At 67.6% G+C, this 18925-nt stretch carries 14 protein-coding genes; 5 read left to right on the top strand and 9 right to left on the bottom strand.

The window, feature by feature from the left end; translation table 11 throughout:
- Positions 1-183: 183 nt before the first annotated feature.
- Genes aroA through Pla108_RS10710 form a run of 3 tightly spaced genes read right to left on the bottom strand, consistent with a single transcriptional unit; the run spans position 184 to position 4759 of the window.
- Positions 184-1491, bottom strand: coding sequence for a 3-phosphoshikimate 1-carboxyvinyltransferase (gene aroA / locus Pla108_RS10720; RefSeq protein ID WP_146444925.1), 1308 nt, complete (start codon positions 1489-1491; stop codon positions 184-186).
- A 30-nt stretch (positions 1492-1521) separates the two neighbouring features.
- Entirely contained in the window at positions 1522-2790 is a 1269-nt protein-coding gene (locus Pla108_RS10715) for an outer membrane protein assembly factor BamB family protein (protein ID WP_146444924.1), read from the bottom strand.
- A 49-nt stretch (positions 2791-2839) separates the two neighbouring features.
- On the bottom strand, positions 2840-4759 hold the full coding sequence (locus Pla108_RS10710) for a YdjY domain-containing protein (protein WP_146444923.1): 1920 nt from the start codon (positions 4757-4759) through the stop codon (positions 2840-2842).
- Between the two features lie 73 nt (positions 4760-4832).
- Here Pla108_RS10710 and Pla108_RS10705 point away from each other — a divergent pair, with 73 nt between their 5' ends.
- The 4 genes from Pla108_RS10705 to Pla108_RS10690 all read left to right on the top strand — a co-directional run bounded on the left by Pla108_RS10705 (position 4833) and on the right by Pla108_RS10690 (position 9640).
- Positions 4833-6698: a hypothetical protein gene (locus Pla108_RS10705; RefSeq protein WP_197526471.1), complete on the top strand. Its 1866-nt coding sequence runs from the start codon at positions 4833-4835 to the stop codon at positions 6696-6698.
- 16 nt (positions 6699-6714) lie between these two features.
- Positions 6715-7419 carry a YggS family pyridoxal phosphate-dependent enzyme gene (locus Pla108_RS10700; protein ID WP_146444921.1) on the top strand — a complete coding sequence of 235 codons (705 nt, stop codon included), beginning with the start codon at positions 6715-6717 and terminating at the stop codon, positions 7417-7419.
- Positions 7420-7523: 104 nt separating this feature from the next.
- Entirely contained in the window at positions 7524-8675 is a 1152-nt protein-coding gene (locus tag Pla108_RS10695) for a flavodoxin/ferredoxin-dependent (E)-4-hydroxy-3-methylbut-2-enyl-diphosphate synthase (RefSeq protein WP_146444920.1), read from the top strand.
- A 107-nt stretch (positions 8676-8782) separates the two neighbouring features.
- Entirely contained in the window at positions 8783-9640 is an 858-nt protein-coding gene (locus Pla108_RS10690) for a hypothetical protein (RefSeq protein WP_146444919.1), read from the top strand.
- 10 nt (positions 9641-9650) lie between these two features.
- Here Pla108_RS10690 and Pla108_RS10685 read toward each other — a convergent pair whose 3' ends face one another.
- The 5 genes from Pla108_RS10685 to Pla108_RS10665 form a co-directional block, all read right to left on the bottom strand.
- Positions 9651-12221 (bottom strand): hypothetical protein, encoded by a 2571-nt coding sequence (locus Pla108_RS10685; protein WP_146444918.1) that lies wholly within the window; start codon positions 12219-12221, stop codon positions 9651-9653.
- 192 nt (positions 12222-12413) lie between these two features.
- On the bottom strand, positions 12414-12776 hold the full coding sequence (locus Pla108_RS10680) for a hypothetical protein (RefSeq protein ID WP_146444917.1): 363 nt from the start codon (positions 12774-12776) through the stop codon (positions 12414-12416).
- 48 nt (positions 12777-12824) lie between these two features.
- Positions 12825-14579 (bottom strand): PTS sugar transporter subunit IIA, encoded by a 1755-nt coding sequence (locus Pla108_RS10675; protein ID WP_146444916.1) that lies wholly within the window; start codon positions 14577-14579, stop codon positions 12825-12827.
- Between the two features lie 158 nt (positions 14580-14737).
- A complete protein-coding gene (locus Pla108_RS10670; protein WP_146444915.1) occupies positions 14738-16711 on the bottom strand; it encodes a preprotein translocase subunit SecA in 1974 nt (657 codons plus the stop codon).
- Between the two features lie 60 nt (positions 16712-16771).
- Positions 16772-17551, bottom strand: a complete 780-nt coding sequence (locus Pla108_RS10665) for a hypothetical protein (protein WP_146444914.1) — start codon at positions 17549-17551, stop codon at positions 16772-16774.
- A 246-nt stretch (positions 17552-17797) separates the two neighbouring features.
- Between Pla108_RS10665 and ndk the strand changes: the two genes are divergently transcribed.
- Positions 17798-18259 carry a nucleoside-diphosphate kinase gene (ndk, locus tag Pla108_RS10660; RefSeq protein WP_146444913.1) on the top strand — a complete coding sequence of 154 codons (462 nt, stop codon included), beginning with the start codon at positions 17798-17800 and terminating at the stop codon, positions 18257-18259.
- 58 nt (positions 18260-18317) lie between these two features.
- On the opposite strand, the gene Pla108_RS10655 is transcribed toward ndk, so the two are convergent.
- The gene (locus Pla108_RS10655) at positions 18318-18854 is read right to left on the bottom strand and encodes a chemotaxis protein CheX (protein ID WP_146444912.1); all 537 of its coding nucleotides are present in this window, start codon (positions 18852-18854) and stop codon (positions 18318-18320) included.
- Positions 18855-18925: the final 71 nt, after the last annotated feature.

Genomic DNA, 18925 nt, shown 5'->3' with positions numbered 1-18925 from the left:
GTGACTCCGTCGGCTCACCGTGGCGGTTGGCGACGTAGTGCCTTGTCAAAACTGGATTCTAGGATGAGCCGATTGGGCGCTAGCCCCGGTTGAATCACCAAGACCGGTTGAATCACCAAGAACCGTGGCTAGCGCCAAAACGGCTCATGGCGCCAACCCCTCTTTTCTAGCTTTGACAAGGCACTAGTCGTTCTTCGAGACGGTCGCCGACAGGTCTTCGAAGTAGTTGGGATAGGTCTTCGCGGTGCAACCGGGATTCGCGATGCGGACCCCCGGTTGCCGCAGACCGACGAGCGCGAGACTCATCGCCATGCGATGGTCGTCGTAGGTTTCGACCAACGCCGGGCGTAATTCGCCGGGCGTGATCACCAGCCCGTCGGGCTTCTCTTCGACGCTCGCCCCGAGGCGGCGTAGTTCGGTCGCTAGGTCGGCGATCCGGTCGGTCTCTTTATGGCGATTGTGGGCGACGCCCGAGACTTCGGTCGGCCCGTCGGCGAACAGGGCGACCGCGGCGAGGGTCTGCACCGTGTCGCTGATGGCGTTCATGTCGAGCTTCGCGCCGCGGAGCTTCTCGCCCGGCGCGGGGCCAACGACCTTTATGCCGTCGGTGAGGTGCTCGACGCGGCAGCCCATCTTCTCGAGGCAATCGACGAACGCCACGTCGCCTTGCAGCGCATTGCGAGTGAGACCTTCGACAGTGACTTCGCCGCCGCAGATCGCCGCAGCTGCCCAGAAATAGCTCGCCGCTGAGGCGTCGGGCTCGATGGCGTAGTCGAGCGGCTGATAGCAGCCGGCCGGAGCCAACTCGAATCGGGAAAGGTCCGCCGGCGCAGTGACCTCGACGCCGAACGCCCGCATCACCTCGAGCGTCATCCGCACGTAGGGCTGGCTGACGAGCTCGCCATCGACACGGAGCGTCACCGGCGACGCGGCGCAGGGGCACGCCATCAGCAGCGCGCTGAGGAACTGGCTTGAGATATCGCCGCGCACCGACGCCTCGCCGCCCGGCAGGCCGTTGGCGTGCACCGACACGGGGGGGCAGCCGCCGGGGGACTCGCAGCGGACGGTCGCCCCCAACGAGTTGAGGGCGTCGGCGAGGTCTTGCAGCGGCCGCTCGCGCATCCGCGCGACGCCATCGAGCCGGAACGCGCCGTGCCCGAGCGTCGCCAGCGCGGTGAGAAACCGCACCGTCGTGCCGCTATTGCCGATGAACAGCTCGGCCTCAATGGCGGGCACCTGACCGCCGGCGCCGGCGACACGGAGCGTTGTCCCGTTGTCCAGAACGTCGATCGGGATCCCGAGTCGGCTCAGCCCCTCGATCATCACGTGGGTGTCGTCGCTCACCAGCGCCCCGGTCAGCGTCGATTCGCCGTCGGCGAGCGCGGCGCAAACGAGCGCCCGGTTAGTGAGGCTCTTCGATCCGGGCGGCCGCACGCGCGCCGCCAGGGGACCGCCGACGGGCTGGATCTCAATAAAGTCGGACGGGCTCATCGATGCAGCGGGGGGACGATAGGAACGCGATTACTTCTGTAACGAGTCGCCAGCGGCTTGTTGCGAAGGGCCGGCAGCGGCTGGGTGCAGCGGGCTGTCGGCGACTCGGCCGGCGGCGCCAATCTTCCACAGATGGGCGTGACTACGGAAGTAGACGGCGGCCTCCGACACCGCGGGCGAGCCGAGGATGTCTTCTTCGAAGTCGGCTTTCGAGACTTGGTCGCCGTTGCCCAGCGCGACCACGGTCGCGTCTCCTTTACTATTGACGCAGTAGATCATGTCGCCCGCGACGACCGGCGTTGCCCAGAATTGCCCGCCGAGCCGTCGGCGCCAGACGAGGTCGCCCGACTCGAGGTCGCCGCAAGCGAGCACGCCGCCGCGGTTGATCACCAAAACGCGGTCGCCAATCACCACCGGACTGGGCGAGCCCGGCTGCAGGTTGCCGGCGACCAGCTGCGGTTGCTCGAACGGCGCGGCGTAGACGCTCAAACCCCCCGCCGCCAGCAGCAAGCGATCGTCCGAGCCGGGGGACGGGGATTGGAACCCTCGGCACTCCGCGTCGATGCGGGCGAGTTGTTTGCCCGAGTTGGCGTGGTGGAGCGACGCCCCCTTGCTGTCTTGGAGCCAGACGGCGGGCTCACCGTCGGCGGTCGTCCAGGGCAGGGGGGAGGACCAGTTCGCCTCCCGCGGCCGATCGACTTGCCAGAGTGTCGCCCCGGTAGTGCGGTCCATCGCGATGGCGAACGATTCGTTCTGGCATTCGCACTGCACGATCACGGCGTCGCCCGACACGGCCGGCGACGAGGCCATCCCCGTGTCGTTGCCGACCCCCGGGTGGTCGAGCGTCAGCCCCCGGACCCATTGCACCGCGCCGTCGAGTCCGATGGCCAGCAGGTCGTTAGAGCTGTAGAACGCGAAAACGCGCTCGCCGTCGCTCGCCGGTGTGGGGGCGGCGACGGCGCTGGTTTCGTGGCACTGCGAGCGCCCGGTGGCCCACGCCTGGCGGGACCAGAGACGCCGCCCCGTCGCATCGTCAAAGGCGACCACGTGCAACCGTTCACGCCGCGGGCCGTCCGACGCCGTGATGACGACGCGGCCGTCAACGACGATCGGCCCGGAAACGCCCCTCCCGGGGAGGTCGGCGGTCCAGGCGACGTTCTCGCCCTGCTGGACAGACCACTGCGTAGGAGGCGCCGCGTCGGGCGCGTACGACGACCCATCGCCGCGGAAAGACTTCCACTCGGACGCAGCGCAGCTCGCGCCGGCGAGGAGCAGCAGCATGGGCTTCATGGCTTGCATAGCGATCGTTCCATGAGAATGAGCACCGCAGTGGCGTTAGCAACGCCGGCTAGTTCGAATTGGCGCCCGGGTGACTGGTGACGCCCTCGAGCGGCTCGGCGTCCGGGCCGGTGAGGCGGAGCTGGATCGGCCAGGCCTCGGCCCACGAATCGGTCTGTTCGTTCTGGCACGCCTTCACCAGCAGCTGGTTCACGCCCCGGCGGAGCTTCGCCTGAGCGACGTACTGATCGAACGGGGCGCCCGAGTGGTAGGTCTCGTGCTCGGCGACCAAGTCGCCGTTGACCCAGACCTTCGTTGCGACGATCGACGAATAACGGATCTCAACGTCACGTTCAGTGTCCGATTCGACCGTCGCCCACAGGTAGCCAACGGCGCCTTTGTGACGGCCGAGCGCGTCGTTGAGATCGACTTCGCCCAGTCGATCGGCCGACTCGGCTGTCTTCCAACCAAAGGGGCCGGCGGGGCCATCGGCCGAGTGGCCGCTGTACTCCGCGGCCGCGTCGAGCGACGCCTCGGGGGGATACGGCTGGTCGAACCCGGCGCCGCCCCGGTTATCAAACGGTCCGGCCACGCTCCAATCCGTGACGAAGCCGAGTTCGTCGACGAGCTTCACCTTCTCGCCGAGCGACTCGAGCCCCCGCTCGGCCGCCTCGATCTGGTCGAGCGTGCGGGCCGACTGGAGGGCGGTGCGGTAGAGCGGCGCGCGGTCCGCCTCGGGGGCCGCGTCGGCCTGGGCGAGGGTCTTGGCCACCGCGTCGTAGCGGATCTCGCTGCTCGGATCGTCACGCAGCGCGTCGAGCATGGAGTCGGCCAGCGCGGGGTCGGCGCGGCGGATCAATTCGTAAGCGACCCGGCGCGCTCGCGGGGCGTTGGAGGTCTCGGCGACGAATTCTCGCAGCGCCCCCATCGGCAGAGCCGTCGGCCCGGCCCGGTCGGCGATGGCGTCAACCGCCGTGCGGAGCCAGTTCTCGGCGAGCGGCGAGGCGTCCTTCATTGCTCGCAAGACCGTTGGCAACTGAGCTGGCGGCGTGGCGGCGACCGTCTCCCAGGCTGCCCGACGCGCGGCGGTCGAACCCTCGCCAACGCGGGCCGCATGGAGGGCCGCAATCGCCTTCTCCAGATTGTCGTCGGAAGTCTCGGCCGGCGCCGCGTCGGCGGCCGCTTTGGCGTCGGGCTGCGGGGTCAGTATCAATCGCACGGGCGTTCCGCGCGGTGGGATCCGTTCGGTAAAGGGCTCGAACCAGAGCTCGCCATTGGCGGCCGAGCTGGGGGCGGGGACGTCGAGCATCGCGGCGCCGAAGTTCGAGACGCAGATAAAGTCCCCCGCGTCGGCCAAGTAGACCTGCTTCCCCGAGTCGGGATCGGTCCAGAAACCGCTGCCGGCGAAGACCCATGGCAGGTCCATCGCCCGGCCCGTGTTGGCGTCGCGGACCCAGTCCTGCGCCTTGGCGGTTTGCTGCTTGCCGTCCTTGGTCCACTGGACCTGGACCTCAATGACCGTGCCGGTGGGGGGCTGGTACTTGGGGTCGAAACGCACGGGACTCCCTTCCTCGGCGCCGACGGCCAGCAAAGCCGTGTGCACCAGGTACGCCGGCGCGTCGACCGCCACGACCGATTCGTGTTCCTTCGTTCCTTTCGGGCAAGCGAACATCTCGAGGACCCCCTCGCGGAGGACGACGTGGCCATCGACGTAGACCCGGCTCTTGGCCGGATCGACCCAGACTGGTTGCTGCGGGTCGAGCTGGCGGGCCCCCTCGGGCGGCGGCAGGAGTTCGACAGCGTTCTCCGCCCGCAGCGACCCGGCGCCGAGTCCCATCGCCAGACCGAGCGCCGTCACCACGAGACGACCCGCCGATTGAAGACCCGCCGATTGAAGACCCGCCGATTGAAGACTAGGAGCCTGGCGCTTAGCGGGATAAACTCCAGCGCCGGTGTTGGCGCCGGTGTAGCTGACTGCGATGCCGCTCATGAATTCGCTCCGCGTGGGTTCGTCGCCTCCGACCGACCCGCATCCTAACGCCACTCCTTGAAGGATCGCTACGGTGTCGACGGCCCCTCCCTCCCGAACTTCCGCCACGAAGGCGCCTGCTTTGAACGCCATCGGCGCCCTAACCCAGCTCGACGCCCGGCAGCTGTGGCGTTCCGAGGCGCCCGCCTCGGTCCGCGAGGCGTGGAAACGAAACGACCATGCCGCGGCGTGGAAGGCGTGGTCTGAGCACCTCGCCAAGCGCAAGAGCCATGCGACGCCGTATCCGCTGGCGGCGGGCAAGAAGGCCCCCGCCCTGGCGTGGGGGCTGACCGCCGGGTCGGCCGAGGCGTTCGCGGATTGGCTCGCCGAAGCCCCCCTCGCCAAGGGGCAAGCCGCCGTCGCCGCCTCGCACCGCTGGCTCACCGACGCCGTCCAGCGCGAGCCCGACTTGGTGTTCGCCCTCGAGTGCGTCGCCTGGGCGACCGCCGCGGCCGACCTCGCGACGAAGCTCGGCGCCGACGCCTGGTGGTCGCTCGTCGAGACGCTGTTCCGCGTCGCCCAGGAAGCGGCCTCGGCCGCCGCGCCCGATGCCGACGCCGATCCGAACGACGCCGAAGCGGTAGTCGTCGACCAGCTCCTTGCCGGCGAACTGCCGCTCTTGCTCAGCCGACTCCTCCCGGAGTTGCGGCCGCTGCACGAACTGGCGGCCCCGGCGAAGACGGCGCTCAGTGGCGGCTTGGAGCGCCTGACCGACGGCGAGGGGCTGTTGACCTCGTCGCTGTGGATCGATGCCTCGCTGCACGCCGCCTCGCTGCTGACCGCCTGTTGGACCCGCTGCCGCGGTTTGGGCGACAGCAAGCCGTGGAACAGCGACGCCCAGGGGCATTACGAATGGCTTGTGCGGCAGACGCTGCGGCTCGCCGACCGCCACGGCCGCCTCGCCTTCGCCCCCGCCGGCCTCGCGGGCGCCGACCCGATGATCCGCGAAGCACTCCGTATCGGTGGCGACGCCTGCGACGAGGCCGCCGCAGGCGCAAGGCTCAAGGGCTACCGGGCCGACGACTCGTTCGAGGCGCCGGAGACGTCGAACCACTCGGAATGGTCCGAAATGGGGGTCCTTGCGACCGGGTGGCGTGACAAGGCGCCGCGGATCGTGGTCGCCCACCCCTCCGACTCAATGCGCGTCGAGGTGCACGCCGGGAAGCAAACGCTGCTCTCGGGCGACTGGCCCGTCGAGGCGTCGATTAACGGGACCCTGGTCCGATCGACCGACGACTGGGACTGCCAGTGCTGGCACAGTGACGAGGACGGCGACTATCTGGAGCTCGCCCTGCCGCTGGCCGGCGGCGCCCGGCTCGAGCGGCAATTCTTCCTGTCGCGGAAGGACGGCGTCGGTTTTCTGGCCGAGACGCTCTTCTCGGCGAAGCCCGACGGCGCGCGGCTCGAACTAACGACCCGGCTGCCGCTGGGGGCGGGAATCGCCCTCTGCCCGGAGAAAGAGACCCGCGAAGCGATCCTCACCGCCGGGGATGACACGGTGGCCGGCGTCGTGCCCCTGGCGCTGGCCGAGTGGCGTGACGACCCGCGGGGGGGCGAGTTATCCGCCGTCGAGGGGGGGCTGCTGCACACCCGCCAACGGCAGGGGCGGAATATTGCGTCCTACCTGTGGTTCGACTTCTCGGCTTCGCGGTTTGAGAAACAGCGGACCTGGCGGCAACTCACCGTCGCCGAGTCTCTTAAGACGGTGTCGCCCGACGTCGCGATTGGCTACCGGGTCCAAGCCGCCAAACAGCAGTGGTTCATCTACCGGTCGCTCGAGCAGCTCGGCAACCGGACGCTCATGGGCCAAAACCTGTCGTCGGAGATGTTCGTCGGCAAGTACAACGCCCCCGACGGGACGGTCGACGAGTACTTCGAAATCGAGGGGCCGGAAGCGTAGCCGCTTTGATGCAAACATGACCGGCGATATCGACGCTGTCGTCCGATCCAACCTTGCGCGCGTCCAGGAGCGGATCGCCACGGCCTGCGCGGCGGCGGGGCGGCCGGCGGACGAAGTCACCCTGGTGGGCGTCAGCAAGTACGTCGCCGCCGCCGAAACAGCGGCCCTCGTCGCAGCGGGCTGCGCGACCCTCGGCGAAGCGCGGCCGCAACAGCTGTGGGCCAAGGCCGAGGCGCCCGAGTTGGCGGACCTGCCAATCGCTTGGCGGCTGATCGGGCATCTCCAACGCAACAAAGTCGAGCGCACCGTGGCGACGGTTGCGTCCATCGACAGCGTCGATTCACTGCGGCTGCTGGCGTCGATCGACAAAGCGGCCGCCGCGTGCGGCAAGACGCAGGCGGTGCTCCTGGAAGTCAACGAGTCGGGCGACGCCGAGAAGCACGGCTTCGCTCCAACGGACCTCCCTGCAGTGCTGGCGGAACTCTCGGGCTACCCGCACGTCCAAGTCACGGGCCTGATGACGATGGCCGCCCGCTCGGGCGACGAAGACACGGCCCGCCGCAACTTCGCCGCCCTGCGTGAGCTCCGCGACCGCGTCGCCACGCCCGACCTGCCGCTCACCGAGCTTTCAATGGGTATGTCGGGGGACTTTGAGGAGGCGATCCTCGAAGGCTCGACGATGGTTCGCGTCGGTTCGGCCCTCTGGGAGGGATTTTTGTGAACCACTAAGGAACCAAGTAGCGAAGAAAGACCCGGCCGTTCTGAAGTTTCCGCTGTCCTGCACGACCTTTGTTCCTTCGTTCCTTTGTGGTTAACTCTTCAACCATGGTCGAAATCAAACGCAACCCGACCCGCCCCGTCCGCATCGGTTCGGTCACCATCGGTGACGGCGCCCCGATCGCGGTGCAGAGCATGACGGCAACCAGCACCCAAGACATCGACGCCACGGTGGCGCTGGTGAATCTGATGGCCGCCGGAGGCCCGGGCGTTGGCGCCGATGTGGTGCGGATCGCGGTCGATAGCAAGGCCGACGCCGCTGCGCTCGCCGAGATCCGTCAGCAGACCACCGCGAACCTATCGGTCGACTTGCAAGAGAACTACCGCCTGGCGGAACTCGTGGCGCCGCATGTCGATAAGCTCCGCTACAACCCGGGGCACCTCTACCACCACGAGCGCGACAAGCCGTGGCAAGAGAAGGTCGCCTACTTGGTCGGCGTAGCGCGTGACAACGACTGCGCGATGCGGGTTGGCGTCAACTGCGGCAGCGTCGACCCGGCCAAGAAGGCGAAGTACGACGCGTCCGACAGCATTGGCCCGATGCTCGAATCGGCGCTCGATCACTGCGCGTACCTCGACGAGATCGGCTTCACACGCTACTGCGTGTCGCTGAAGGACTCCGATCCGAAGCTAGTGATCGAGGTCAACACGCGCTTCGCCGCCGAGCGTCCCGACGTGCCGCTTCACTTGGGCGTCACCGAGGCGGGCATCCCGCCCGAGGGGGTGATCAAGACCCGCATCGCTTTCGAACAGCTGATCTCCAAGGGCATTGGCGACACGCTCCGCGTTTCGCTAACGGTCCCGAACTCGCGGAAGTTCGAGGAGATCGAAGCGGGCCGATCGATCGTCGCCGACATCCAGGCGGGCCGCGTCCGCAGCGTTGTCGATTACGGCCTGCCGACGATGAACATCATCAGCTGCCCGAGCTGTAGCCGGGTCGAGAACGAGGCGTTCGTCGACCTAGCGGAAAAGGTCAAGGAGATGACCCGTTACGCCAAGGATCACGCCATCACAATCGCCGTGATGGGGTGTCGGGTGAACGGCCCGGGCGAGACCGACGACGCCGACCTCGGCCTCTGGTGCGGCCCGAGCTTCGTGAACCTGAAGAAGGGCGAGGAGGAACTCGGCCGATTCGGCTACGACGAGATTCTGCCGCGGCTGAAGAGCGAGCTCGACGCGCTAATCGCGACGCCTCTCTAAGGGGGCCAGGTGGGCCGCCTCGTTTTCAGCCAATAACTCCGCCGGTCGGCGCTGGCGAGTAGGATTGGGGCGAAAGTTCACGCTTTTCCCTTTTCTCTCAGCATGCCATGCGACGACTTGCCCCGCTTCTCGTAGCGACTTGGTCCTGTGCGGCGGCGTTTTGTGCGGCGATGTTTTGCGCGGCGATTTCGTCCGCCGAGCCGACTTACTACGACCCAACCGATCAGGCGGCGTTCGACGCTCTCTTCGCCAACCGGCAGGCGGCTCTCTGGTCGAACGACAGCGAGGATCCGGTCGTTCAGATCGCCGCTCCGGACGCGACGCTAACGCAGGTTGATCCTGTCGCGCCGAGCCTGCTCGATTCGGACGTTGGGTTTGTCTGGCGAGCTGACGCAGCCAACCCAACGCTTGGTGTGCTTGAGATCGAGTTTGCTCGGCCGGTGGTCGCGGCCGGGTTCTCGTACAACTGGATCCCCGGCGCCGACCTCACGATGAGCCCAGGACTGCTAGGGTTTCAAGACGGCGGTTCGATCGTCTTCCTCGACACGTTTGGCGAAGGGGACCGCCCGTTCAAGTCGGGTTGGATTGGGGTGGCCGACCCGATGCAGCCGTTCCAATCGGTCCAGCTTCGTGTCGCTCGGTTGGCGGGCGATTACGCCTTTTACTTCTTTGACACGGCGGCGCGTGGAGCTTTGGAGTTCGTCCCAGCGCCAGCTCTTTCGGGCGACTACGACAGCGATGGCGACGTCGATTCAGCCGACTACGTGGTCTGGCGGTCACGCTACGGAGAGGCCTCGGCGCCCGCCGCCGGCGCCGATGGAAACGCCGATGGCTTGGTGAACGCCGCCGACTACACCGTGTGGCGTGACGCGCTTGCCGAGGCGCCAAACACCGCCTCGGTTCCGGAGCCGGCCGCTCTCGTCACCGCGCTTCCGCTCTTGCTGGCGGGCCTGCGTCGCCGCTGACGCGACCCGACTACGATTTCCGGCGAACGCGCCAGGCGCCGCCAAACACCATCGCCGTCGCGGCGAGCAACACACCGCACGGTTCGGGAACGCCCGTCGAAACGCCCGTGGCCACGGCGCCGTAGTTGACGGCCCAGGCGGTGTAGTCGGCCTCTGTGTAGGTCGTCCCCACGCCGTCTCGCCAGACGGTGTAGTCGGCGGCGTCGACGAGGCCGTCGCTGTTGAAGTCGGCGGCGAGCGCGGCGGCGTAGTCGCTGAGAGTCACCATCGTGTCGGTGATCGTCGCGAAGAACGTGCCGCCTCCCGCGACGCCGACCCGCCCACCCGACAGGTTGTCGAACACGCCCGTGATCGTGTCGGCGACGAGGACGACGAATGACTCGGCGGCGGCGGGCGTGAAGCCGTCGAGCGCGACTAGCAGGTCACCACCGAGCGTCGCCTGCCCCGTGACGGCCACGGCGTCGGCGCCTTCGGTCGGCGAGATCGAGATCGCCAGCGCGCCGCTTTGCAGCGTGAGGTCGCCGTCAACAATCAGTTGATTGGTCAAGTCGCCCGGCGCCACCGTACCGCCCTCGACGAGGAGATCGAAGCTCACCCCGTCGGCGTGCAGCTCGCCCCCTGTGAATGCGAAGGCGCCCTGCGCCGACTTCATCAGCATCGGCGTGTAGAGGGTTCCGCCTTCCAGCGCGAGCGTGGCCGACGCGGCGCCGGCGCCGCCGATGAGGACCGCCTCATGGGCCCTGAGCCATCCGTCGCTGACGGTCAGGCCCGCGGTGCTGCCGGCTTCCGCCGCGATCGTCAGATAGCCGGCGTGCTGGCCGACGGCGTCGACGACGGCACTGCCTTGGAGGTAGGTGTCGTCGTAGCGGGAGGGCTGCCAGTTCGAGTAGGTCGTCTGTGTCCCCTTGCCTTGGATCGCCAGATCGATGCCGCTGACGCGCCAGTTCTGGATTTGGGCGTAACGGTTGTTCGAGGCCCCGTCGAACACCACCGGCGCGGGCGCCGGCCAGGCGGCGACTTCGTTCAGGTACTCTTCCAGGTTTGTGTAGCCGTCCTGGTCGAAGTCACCGTTGTTGTCGGCGGCGTTCGGGTCGAGACCGTGCTCAAGCTCCCAGTAGGTCGGCATGCCGTCACCCGGAGCGGCGCCGGGGCCGTTGTCCTCGGTGTCCCAGTCGGCTGCACGGTTGAACGGCGCGGCGCCGGTCGAAGTGTCGGCGCGGTACGAGAGCATCTGGCGCCACTCGACCCCTTCGTTCGGGTCGTTATTGAACGGGTCGTCGGCCCAGGCGATGATCTTGCCCGTGCCGGTGCGGACCTCGTTGATCAGCCGCTCGTCGACCGCGTCGCGGTTCCACCAGTTCGATCCGACGTAGTCGAGCGTGTTGTTGTACGCTTGGGTCGCCGTGAGGGTCACGCCGAGGTTGACGTCATACGCCTGTGATTCCACGGCGCTAGAGTAGCTGGCCGTGCTGGTGTCGAGGGCGTCGCCGTCTTTATTGGTGTCCTTGAGATTGCCGGTGGCGAAGATGCGGTTGGTCGAGTTGCCGCCGCCGATGCCGGTTCCGCCCGAGCGGTTGGTGATGGCGGTGCTGGTCCCACCGACGGGGTCCTCACCACCCGGCCCAGCCAAATAGAAGTTACCGATGAAGTTGTTAAAGCTCCGCTGCCCTGAGGCGGATTGCGTCGCGCTGCCCAGCCAATTGTAGAAGACGTTGTTGCGGAAGTCGTTGTAAGGGCCGGTGCCGACCTCGCTGCCGATCCGCGGCATGCGGCCCTTCTGGTGGGCGTAGAGATTATTTAGCACGCTGATCTCCGCGCCCGAACCCGCTTGCAGCAATGAGCCGAGCGCGTGGCCCGTGTACCTTAAGCCAGACGCCTCGGCGTCGGCCTGTGGGTAGTTCTGGCCTTGGGCGATGGTTGTGTACTGGATCGTGATGTTGTCGGCTAACTCATTGGCGGAGATCGTTTCGTCGGTTGCGTAGAGCGTCGTTACGTGATCGATCATTTGGTTCGTCCCCGAGATGTCGAGCGCGTCGTACGTGTAAGAATCGGGGAAGTTACCGGGGGTTGGCTCGATTCCTTCATCGGGCTTGGCGAAGTTCCGCAGGCCGTAGCCCGGCGCGATCGTCACGTTGCGGAGCACGGTGTTAGAGCCGTTCGCCTTGACGACGCCCCCCATGATGTAAACAGGGCCCGGGGCCGATTGACCCGCGATGGTGACGTTGCTGCCGAGATTGAGTCGCGACTGGGTGTCCCAGCCGTTGTCGTGGCCGCGGTCGGCGCCGTAGCGGCCGAGCCAGAACGTGCCCGCCACGTCGAAGACGATCGTCCGCGGCTGGCCGCCGAAGTTGCCGTCGGTTAGTCCGTAACGGAGGGTCCCCTCAACGGCGTCGCTGTAGTTCTGGTCGAGCTTCGTGACGTGGTAGACCAAGCCGCCGCGCCCCCCGGTGGCGCCGGCCGCCGCGCCGTCGGCGCCGGGGAAGGCCGGCAGCGGCTGCGCCGACGTCGTCGCGACGCTCAACAACGAGAAAGCCGCGGCCGCGAGCGCCGCGGCGCGGGTCATCGGGAGAAGAGATCGCATTAAGGGCGTTTCCGTCAGAGAAGCCTCCTACGCGACCCGTGCCGCGCGTTTCGTTCCGGCATCCATCTTGGACGCTCCGCCCCAAGGTGTCGACGAGCTAGTGGCGACAAGGCCCGGTTTGCGAAGAATCGGCGATCGATTGCGGTTTTTCGGCGTCGCTGAAGACCCGCAAGCCGCGCGCGGCCGTCGCCTTCATCGCCGCTTCTTCTTGCCGGTTCCGACGGCTCGACAGACCCGCTGGGCGTAGCCTCGGTCAAGCCGCACCAGCCGCACCGAGCGGAGGTCGAGCGTGCGGCCGTCGCCCTTCGGCGGCTTGACGTAGACAAACGGCAGGCAGGCGGCGACGACCCGCAGCGGCGCCTCGGTCTCGCGCGGCCTCAGCCGGATGCGGATCAACTCGTCGCGGCTCGTGAGCGAGTGGTCGCAGAGCCACGCGAACGCCGGGTACTCGTACTCCTCGCTCAGCACCGCGACGTAGTCGCCACGGCGCACGTCCTCCGGCGCTAGCGGCTTGGCGAGCGTGGCGTTGTCGGTGGTGGGGGACTTGGTCTTCACGGTCAATTCGTGACCGCGGCGCCGGGAGAGAGGTTCGCGCCTTGGCGCCTACTTCGAGCGCGTGATGGCGTCTTCGAGGAAGTAGTTGATGTCCTCGGCGTCCTCGGCGTGGAGGATGTCGTAGGCGTGCGCCGCGCTGCGGGCGTGGTAGAGCTGTTCGCGGAGGTTCACGTCGCGCGTAATCGCCCGGGCGAAGGCGGCGAGCACCTCGAGGTGCCGTTTGCGGTCGGCGGTTGGGGTCGCCAGCAACAGGATGGCGTGAACCGGCCGGCCGTCGGGGGCGCCGAGGTCGATCCCCTTGGTGCTGACGCCCAGCACGCCGGTGATTTCATCCCCCTCGTCGATGATGGCGTGGGGGATCATCAGTCCCTCGCCTAGCACCGTGCTCGAGAGCGATTCTCGTTCGAGGACCTTCTCGATGAATTCTTCCAAAGGGATCGAAGGATGGTCGTTGCTGGTGTAAAGCTGGGCCGCCAACGTGCGGACCACCTCCTCTTTGGTCGAGCCAGAGATACCGACCGTGATGTGGTTCTCGTCCAAGAAGTCGAGCAGCCGCGGCGCCGCCATACCGACCTCGCCGACATGCGACAGGGCCAGCCGCAGCCCGCTGGGGCCGAGCAGCTGGTTGATCACCAGCGCCGCGAGGCCGACGGTGGTGACCGTCTCGGCCACGTCCGCCAGCCGCGGGTCGGACTGGACCATCAGCAGCAGGCCAACCGCGACGCCGCCGTGGGGGATGAGGGCCATGCCGAGGTAGTTTCGGATGCGGTCGGGAGCTTGGGCGATCGACATCGCTGTGTAGGCGCCGGCGTACTTGCCGGCGAACCGCGCGACGAAGTACAAGCCCACCAAGCCGGCGACCCGCGTGACGATCGACACGTCGAGGTTCATCCCGGCGAGCGTGTAGAACGCGGCGAACAGCACCGCGCCGATCGAGTGCAGGTAAGCCTGTGTCGAACTGACGGTGTCGTGTCGGACGTTCGACACGATGATTCCGGCAAAGGTGCAGGCGAGGATGCCGGACCCGCCGAAGCCCGACGCGCCGCCCCAGGCGCCAAGAATGACGGCGACCATCGTGGGTCCCAAGAACGCGGGGCTGATCACGGTCCTCGTGAGCCCCATCGCGGCAAAGGCGCTCACGGCGCCAACTCCGACGGCGATGGCAAACTCGCGGGCGACGGTCACCAGAGCGGCGGGCGACGCTTCGAGCCACGACACGCCCTCGCCTGCGCCCTCGGCGAGGAAATCGGCCGCGAAGACAAACGTCCCGACCGCCACCATGTCGATCAGGGCGATCGCTCCGAGCAACGTCCGCGTCAGGATGCCGCGGGCCCGCGCCTCCTGGATCACGAGGACGGTGGTGCCCGGCGCGCCGGCGATCGCGATCGCGGCGAGGAGGACCGCCGCTTTGAGCGTCATCACCTCGGGGGCGACCAACGGCCCGACCACCGCCATGATCGCCAGCACCACCGATGGCGTGACGATCGCTTCGCCGAGCAGCAGCAAGCCGAGCCGTTTCTCCGCGTTCCGCAAACTGGCGATGTGCAGGGCGGCGCCGACCGTGAAGGCGATATAGCCGAGCACGAAGTTCATGAAGGGCCGCAGTTCGCCCGCCGTGTCCGCCGAGAGTCCCGAGAAGCCGCCGTGCCACGGCGCCGTGGTGCGCAGCAAGATGCCCGTGGCGATCCAGCCGGTGACGCGAGGCATCCGCAGGAAGCTAAACAGCTCACCGCCCAGGATGCCCGCCACGAGCACCAGGGCCAGTTGCAGCAGCGGGTCGTCGGGGACGAAAGGGTAGTTCATGACGTCGCCCAGCGTAACAGCTTGGCAGCGAATCTGCAGACGGCGTTGATCGGTTCGCTCCCCTTACTGCGTGCGGGGCTCGAAAAGGTCGCATTCACTCCGGACCGCTTCTTGAGCCCCGCACGCAGCCTTGAGCCCCGCACGCAGTAAGGGGAGCCTCACCCCGGCGAATCGAGATAAGGGTCCTGGCTCATGGCGCGTTGCATCTTCTGCCGCTCTTTGTCTTGGTAGAGCAGGACCTTGCGTTCGCGGAACTGCCGCCGCTCGACCCGCGCCTGAGCCCGCATGAAGAGGCTCTCGAGCCCCGAGAGGGACGCGTCTTTCGACTTCTTGCCCCGTTCGATCAGTCGCTTGTAACGCCGCGGCCCGAAGCCCTGCACCAAGATCTCGTCGTCGAGCGAGAGGAACTGTCGGTAACTGCCGGGGTCGCCCTGACGGCCGCAGCGGCCGATGAGTTGGCGGTCGATGCGGCGTGACTCGTGGAGTTCGGAACAGATGACGTGCAGGCCGCCCAGGTCGTGAACCCCTTCGCCAAGCTTGATGTCGGTGCCGCGGCCCGCCATGTTCGTGGCGACCGTGACGCGGCCCTGCCCGCCGGCGGCGGCGACGATCTCGGCTTCCTTCGCCACGTGGCGGGCGTTGAGAACGGTGTGCTCGATCCCCGCCTCGGTCAGCAAGCCGGCGAGCAGCTCGCTCTTGTCGATCGACCGCGTTCCGACCAACACGGGCCGCCCCGTGGCGTGCATCTGGGTGATTTCGTCGACGATCGCGCGCCACTTCGCGTCGGCCGTGCCGTAGACGAGCGTTGGCAATTGCTGTCGGATCGGGGGGCGGTTGGTGGGGATCGGCAGGCAGTGGACCTTGTAAATCTTCCGCAGCTCCGGCGCGCTGGTGCTGGCGGTGCCCGTCATGCCGGCCAGTCGCTGGTAGCGGAGAAAGAGGTCCTGGATCGTGATCTGGGCGGCTTGGTTGGTGGCGAAGGTGATCTCGACCCCTTCTTGCGCCTCGATCGCTTGGTGGATGCCGGCGCGCCACTTCCGTCCTTCGGCGAGTCGGCCGGTGAACTCGTCGACGATGACGATCTCGCCGTCGCGGACGATGTAGTGCCGGTTGAGGAACATCTCACGCCGCACCTTGATGGCCCGCTCGATGTACTCGTATATCTCCGCGAGCGAGACGTGGTCGAGCGCCGCGGGCTTGGTGAGTTCGCGAACCACCCTACGGCCGGCGAGCGTCAGATCGACGCGTTTCTCTTTGTGCGCGTACTCGTAGTGCTCGTCCTCGACGAATAGCGACGGCTCCGACGCCGCCTGTTGGGCGGCCCAGCTATAAGCCTCCGCGGCGATCTCTTCTTCTTCGCCGGGCAGCGCGCTGATGATCAGTGGCGTCCGCGCCTCGTCGATGAGGATGCTGTCCGCCTCGTCGACCAGCATGAAGTGTAGGTCACGTTGAACGGGCTTCTCGCCCCCGCCGCCCGACGCCGCGCCGGTCAGCATCTCGCCGAACAGGTCACGGGCGCCCTCGCTGATCCGTCGCTTGAGCAGCCGGTCGCGGAGGAAGTCGAAGCCCATCTCGTTGGCCGTGCCGTAGGTCACGTCGCAACCGTACGACTTTTGCCGCTCTGCCTGGGGCATCTGACCCTGGATGACCCCGACCGTCATGCCGAGCGCCTTGTAGACCGGCTCCATCAGCTCGGCGTCGCGCGCGGCCAAGTAATCGTTGACCGTCGCCAGATGGGCGCCTTTACCTTCCAAGGCCGCGAGGTACATCGGCAGCGTCGCGGTGAGGGTTTTCCCCTCGCCGGTTTGCATCTCGATGATCGAGCCGTAGTGGGCCGCGGCGCCGCCGAGCAGCTGCACCTCGAAGTGCCGCATGTTCTTGGTGCGTCGTCCCGCCTCGCGGACGATGGCGAACGCCTCAACGACCAGGCGGTCGAGCGGCTCGCCGCTGCGGGCCCGGTAGCGGAGCGACAGGCTCTCTTTGCGGAGATCGTAGTCGCTGAGCTTCTCGAGCTCGGGACCGCGCCGGTTAATCGGGTCGATGCAAGCGGCCCATTGCGCCAACCGTCGCTTCACCGGGCCCCCGGTGAGCGCCTGGATTTTGCGGGCGACGCCTTGCGGGATCGTCTTCAACGGGAGACCGAGCTAACGGGCGCAGGAAGGGCAGGGGGAGTAGCCCCCTATCGTACACGACTAGCGCCAACCGGTGCCGCCTGAGGGGGTCGCAACCCGCAGCGGAGCGGGTTCGCCGGGCCGCGCGCCGGTCGGCGCCGGCTCAAGCGGCGCGATCGGAACCCCTTGGGTGCGGTCGATGGCCGCCAGGCTGATTGGCTCGCTGCTCCATCCTTCGCCCGGGAGGCGGACCCGGGGGCTGCTGGCGATGGCGGACGAGCGGACTGGCGCCGAACCGGCGATCCATCCGTTGGCGGTAGCGGTGGGACGATCGGGCGCCTGTGCGAGTTGCGTGGCGCCCGCTCGCGGAACGGGCTGGCTCTCCTGGCGGGCGAGGTAGGACTCCTCGGGCGTCGCGTAACGGAGCGAGCCGGCGTCGGTGGGGACCGAGATGGTGTCGCCGGGCGTCACGGCGCTGCGGCTGGTCGACGCGCCGTAGTAAGGGGTTGCCGTTCCCGGCGCGGGGCCCGGGGCGCTCGGCGCGTAGCTTGAAGTGGCGGGCGGCGCGCCATAGGCCGGCGCCGTGACGGGCGGGGCCGCATTGTAAGCCGGCGCGGCGCCGTAGGCGGGCGCGTTCCCGTAGGCCGGCGCAGCGCCGACCGCCGGGGGGGCAGGGTAGGCCGGTGCGGCAGCGCCCGGGTAGTAAGCCGGCGCGACGCCTTCCACCGAGCGCATGGCCGGAGGCGGGACCCGATCGGCTGTGCTGAAGGGGTTCGGAACGGGCGTTGATTGGCTGGTGCAGCCGGCAGCCGCAACGGTGACGGCCCCGAGCGCGAGGGTCAGGCTTGCGTAGCGATTCATCCGTTTGGGTCTCCTCTGGCGCCCAGCTGGTAACGCCGCGGAGGCTAGCAGACGCGGCGAACTCGTCCAGACCAATGAGACCCGAGCGCCCTCACCCCCCAGCAATGCTGGCGGCTTAGCGGCGAGCCGGGTGGCGTCAGCCCCCGGAGTGAAGCGGGTCCCGTCGCCCCCGGAGGTTGAGCCGCCGGCGGCGCCTGCCTAGAATCCGGGCCCTTCTGTGGAAACCCTTTACCCCTGCCGACCGCTATGCAACGCACGTTGATCCTGCTGAAGCCCGATTGTGTCCAGCGCCGCCTGATGGGCCAGATCATCTCTCGCTTCGAGGCGAAGGGACTCAATTTCGTCGCGATGAAGCTGCTGCAGATCACGCCGGAACTGGCCAAGCAGCATTACGCCGAGCACGTCGAGAAGGGTTGGTACCCGACGCTCGAGGAGTTCATCACCGGGGGCCCCGTGCTAGCGGGCGTGCTGGAGGGCCTTGAGGCGGTGCAGGTCGTCCGCGACATGCTCGGCGCCACCAGCGGCCTCAAGGCGGCCCCGGGGACCATCCGCGGCGACTTCAGCAGCAGCCGTCAGATGAACCTCGTGCACGGCTCCGACGGCGAAGAAGCCGCCGCCCGTGAGATCGGGCTCTACTTCAAGCCCGAAGAACTCGTGGCGAATACGCCGACGATCACGCCGTGGATCCGCGCGGCGGACGAGGCTTGAGCTACGACCAAGAGGGTTGCGTGGCGCGCCATGCCAGGCCGCTGCGCAACCCCGTCGGTCACAGCTTGAGAATCGACAGGGTCACATGCAGCAGGCGGTCGCTGGTCACGATGGCGTCGGGGTTCTCGACCTCGAAGCAGACGTCGAGCAGTTCGATGCCGCTGGCGAAGGCGACCTGGTAACCGTCGCCGACGATCACGCTGGGGACCGTGATGTGGCTGAAGGCCCACTCGCCTCGGGAGAGGGCCGACTTGACGCCGCCGGCGATGATGTTGGTCACCTCACCGGCGCCGTCGACGACTTGCGGCGTGAGGTCGGGGTAGGTTTCTCCGAGCAGGCCCCCCACGAGGTGCAGGCCCAGCTTCCTCGACATATTCACGGCGAGAAAGCCCGACACCTTGCCGTGGGCGCCGATCAGGCCGGTCACCTCGCCGTGCTGTTTGGTGGGCATCCGCGAGATGCCGACGCACTTCGCTTTTCCGCCGCACATCGCCAGCGCCTTCGGAACCGAATCAACGACGGCGTTAAAAAGCTCGCGATTGAAATCGATCGGCAGAACTTCGGCGGCGGGTTGATCGAGCGTGGCGACAGACATGAGGTCGGATCCAAGGGAAGGACAAGAGACCCCGAAGTATCGGTCGTGTTTCGGAGGCCGCCGCGGCGAAT

This window comes from Botrimarina colliarenosi, from assembly GCF_007859955.1.
Lineage (GTDB): Bacteria > Planctomycetota > Planctomycetia > Pirellulales > Lacipirellulaceae > Botrimarina > Botrimarina colliarenosi.
Note: the sequence above shows the minus strand (reverse complement) of the source record. Positions and strands in the feature narration are given on the sequence as shown.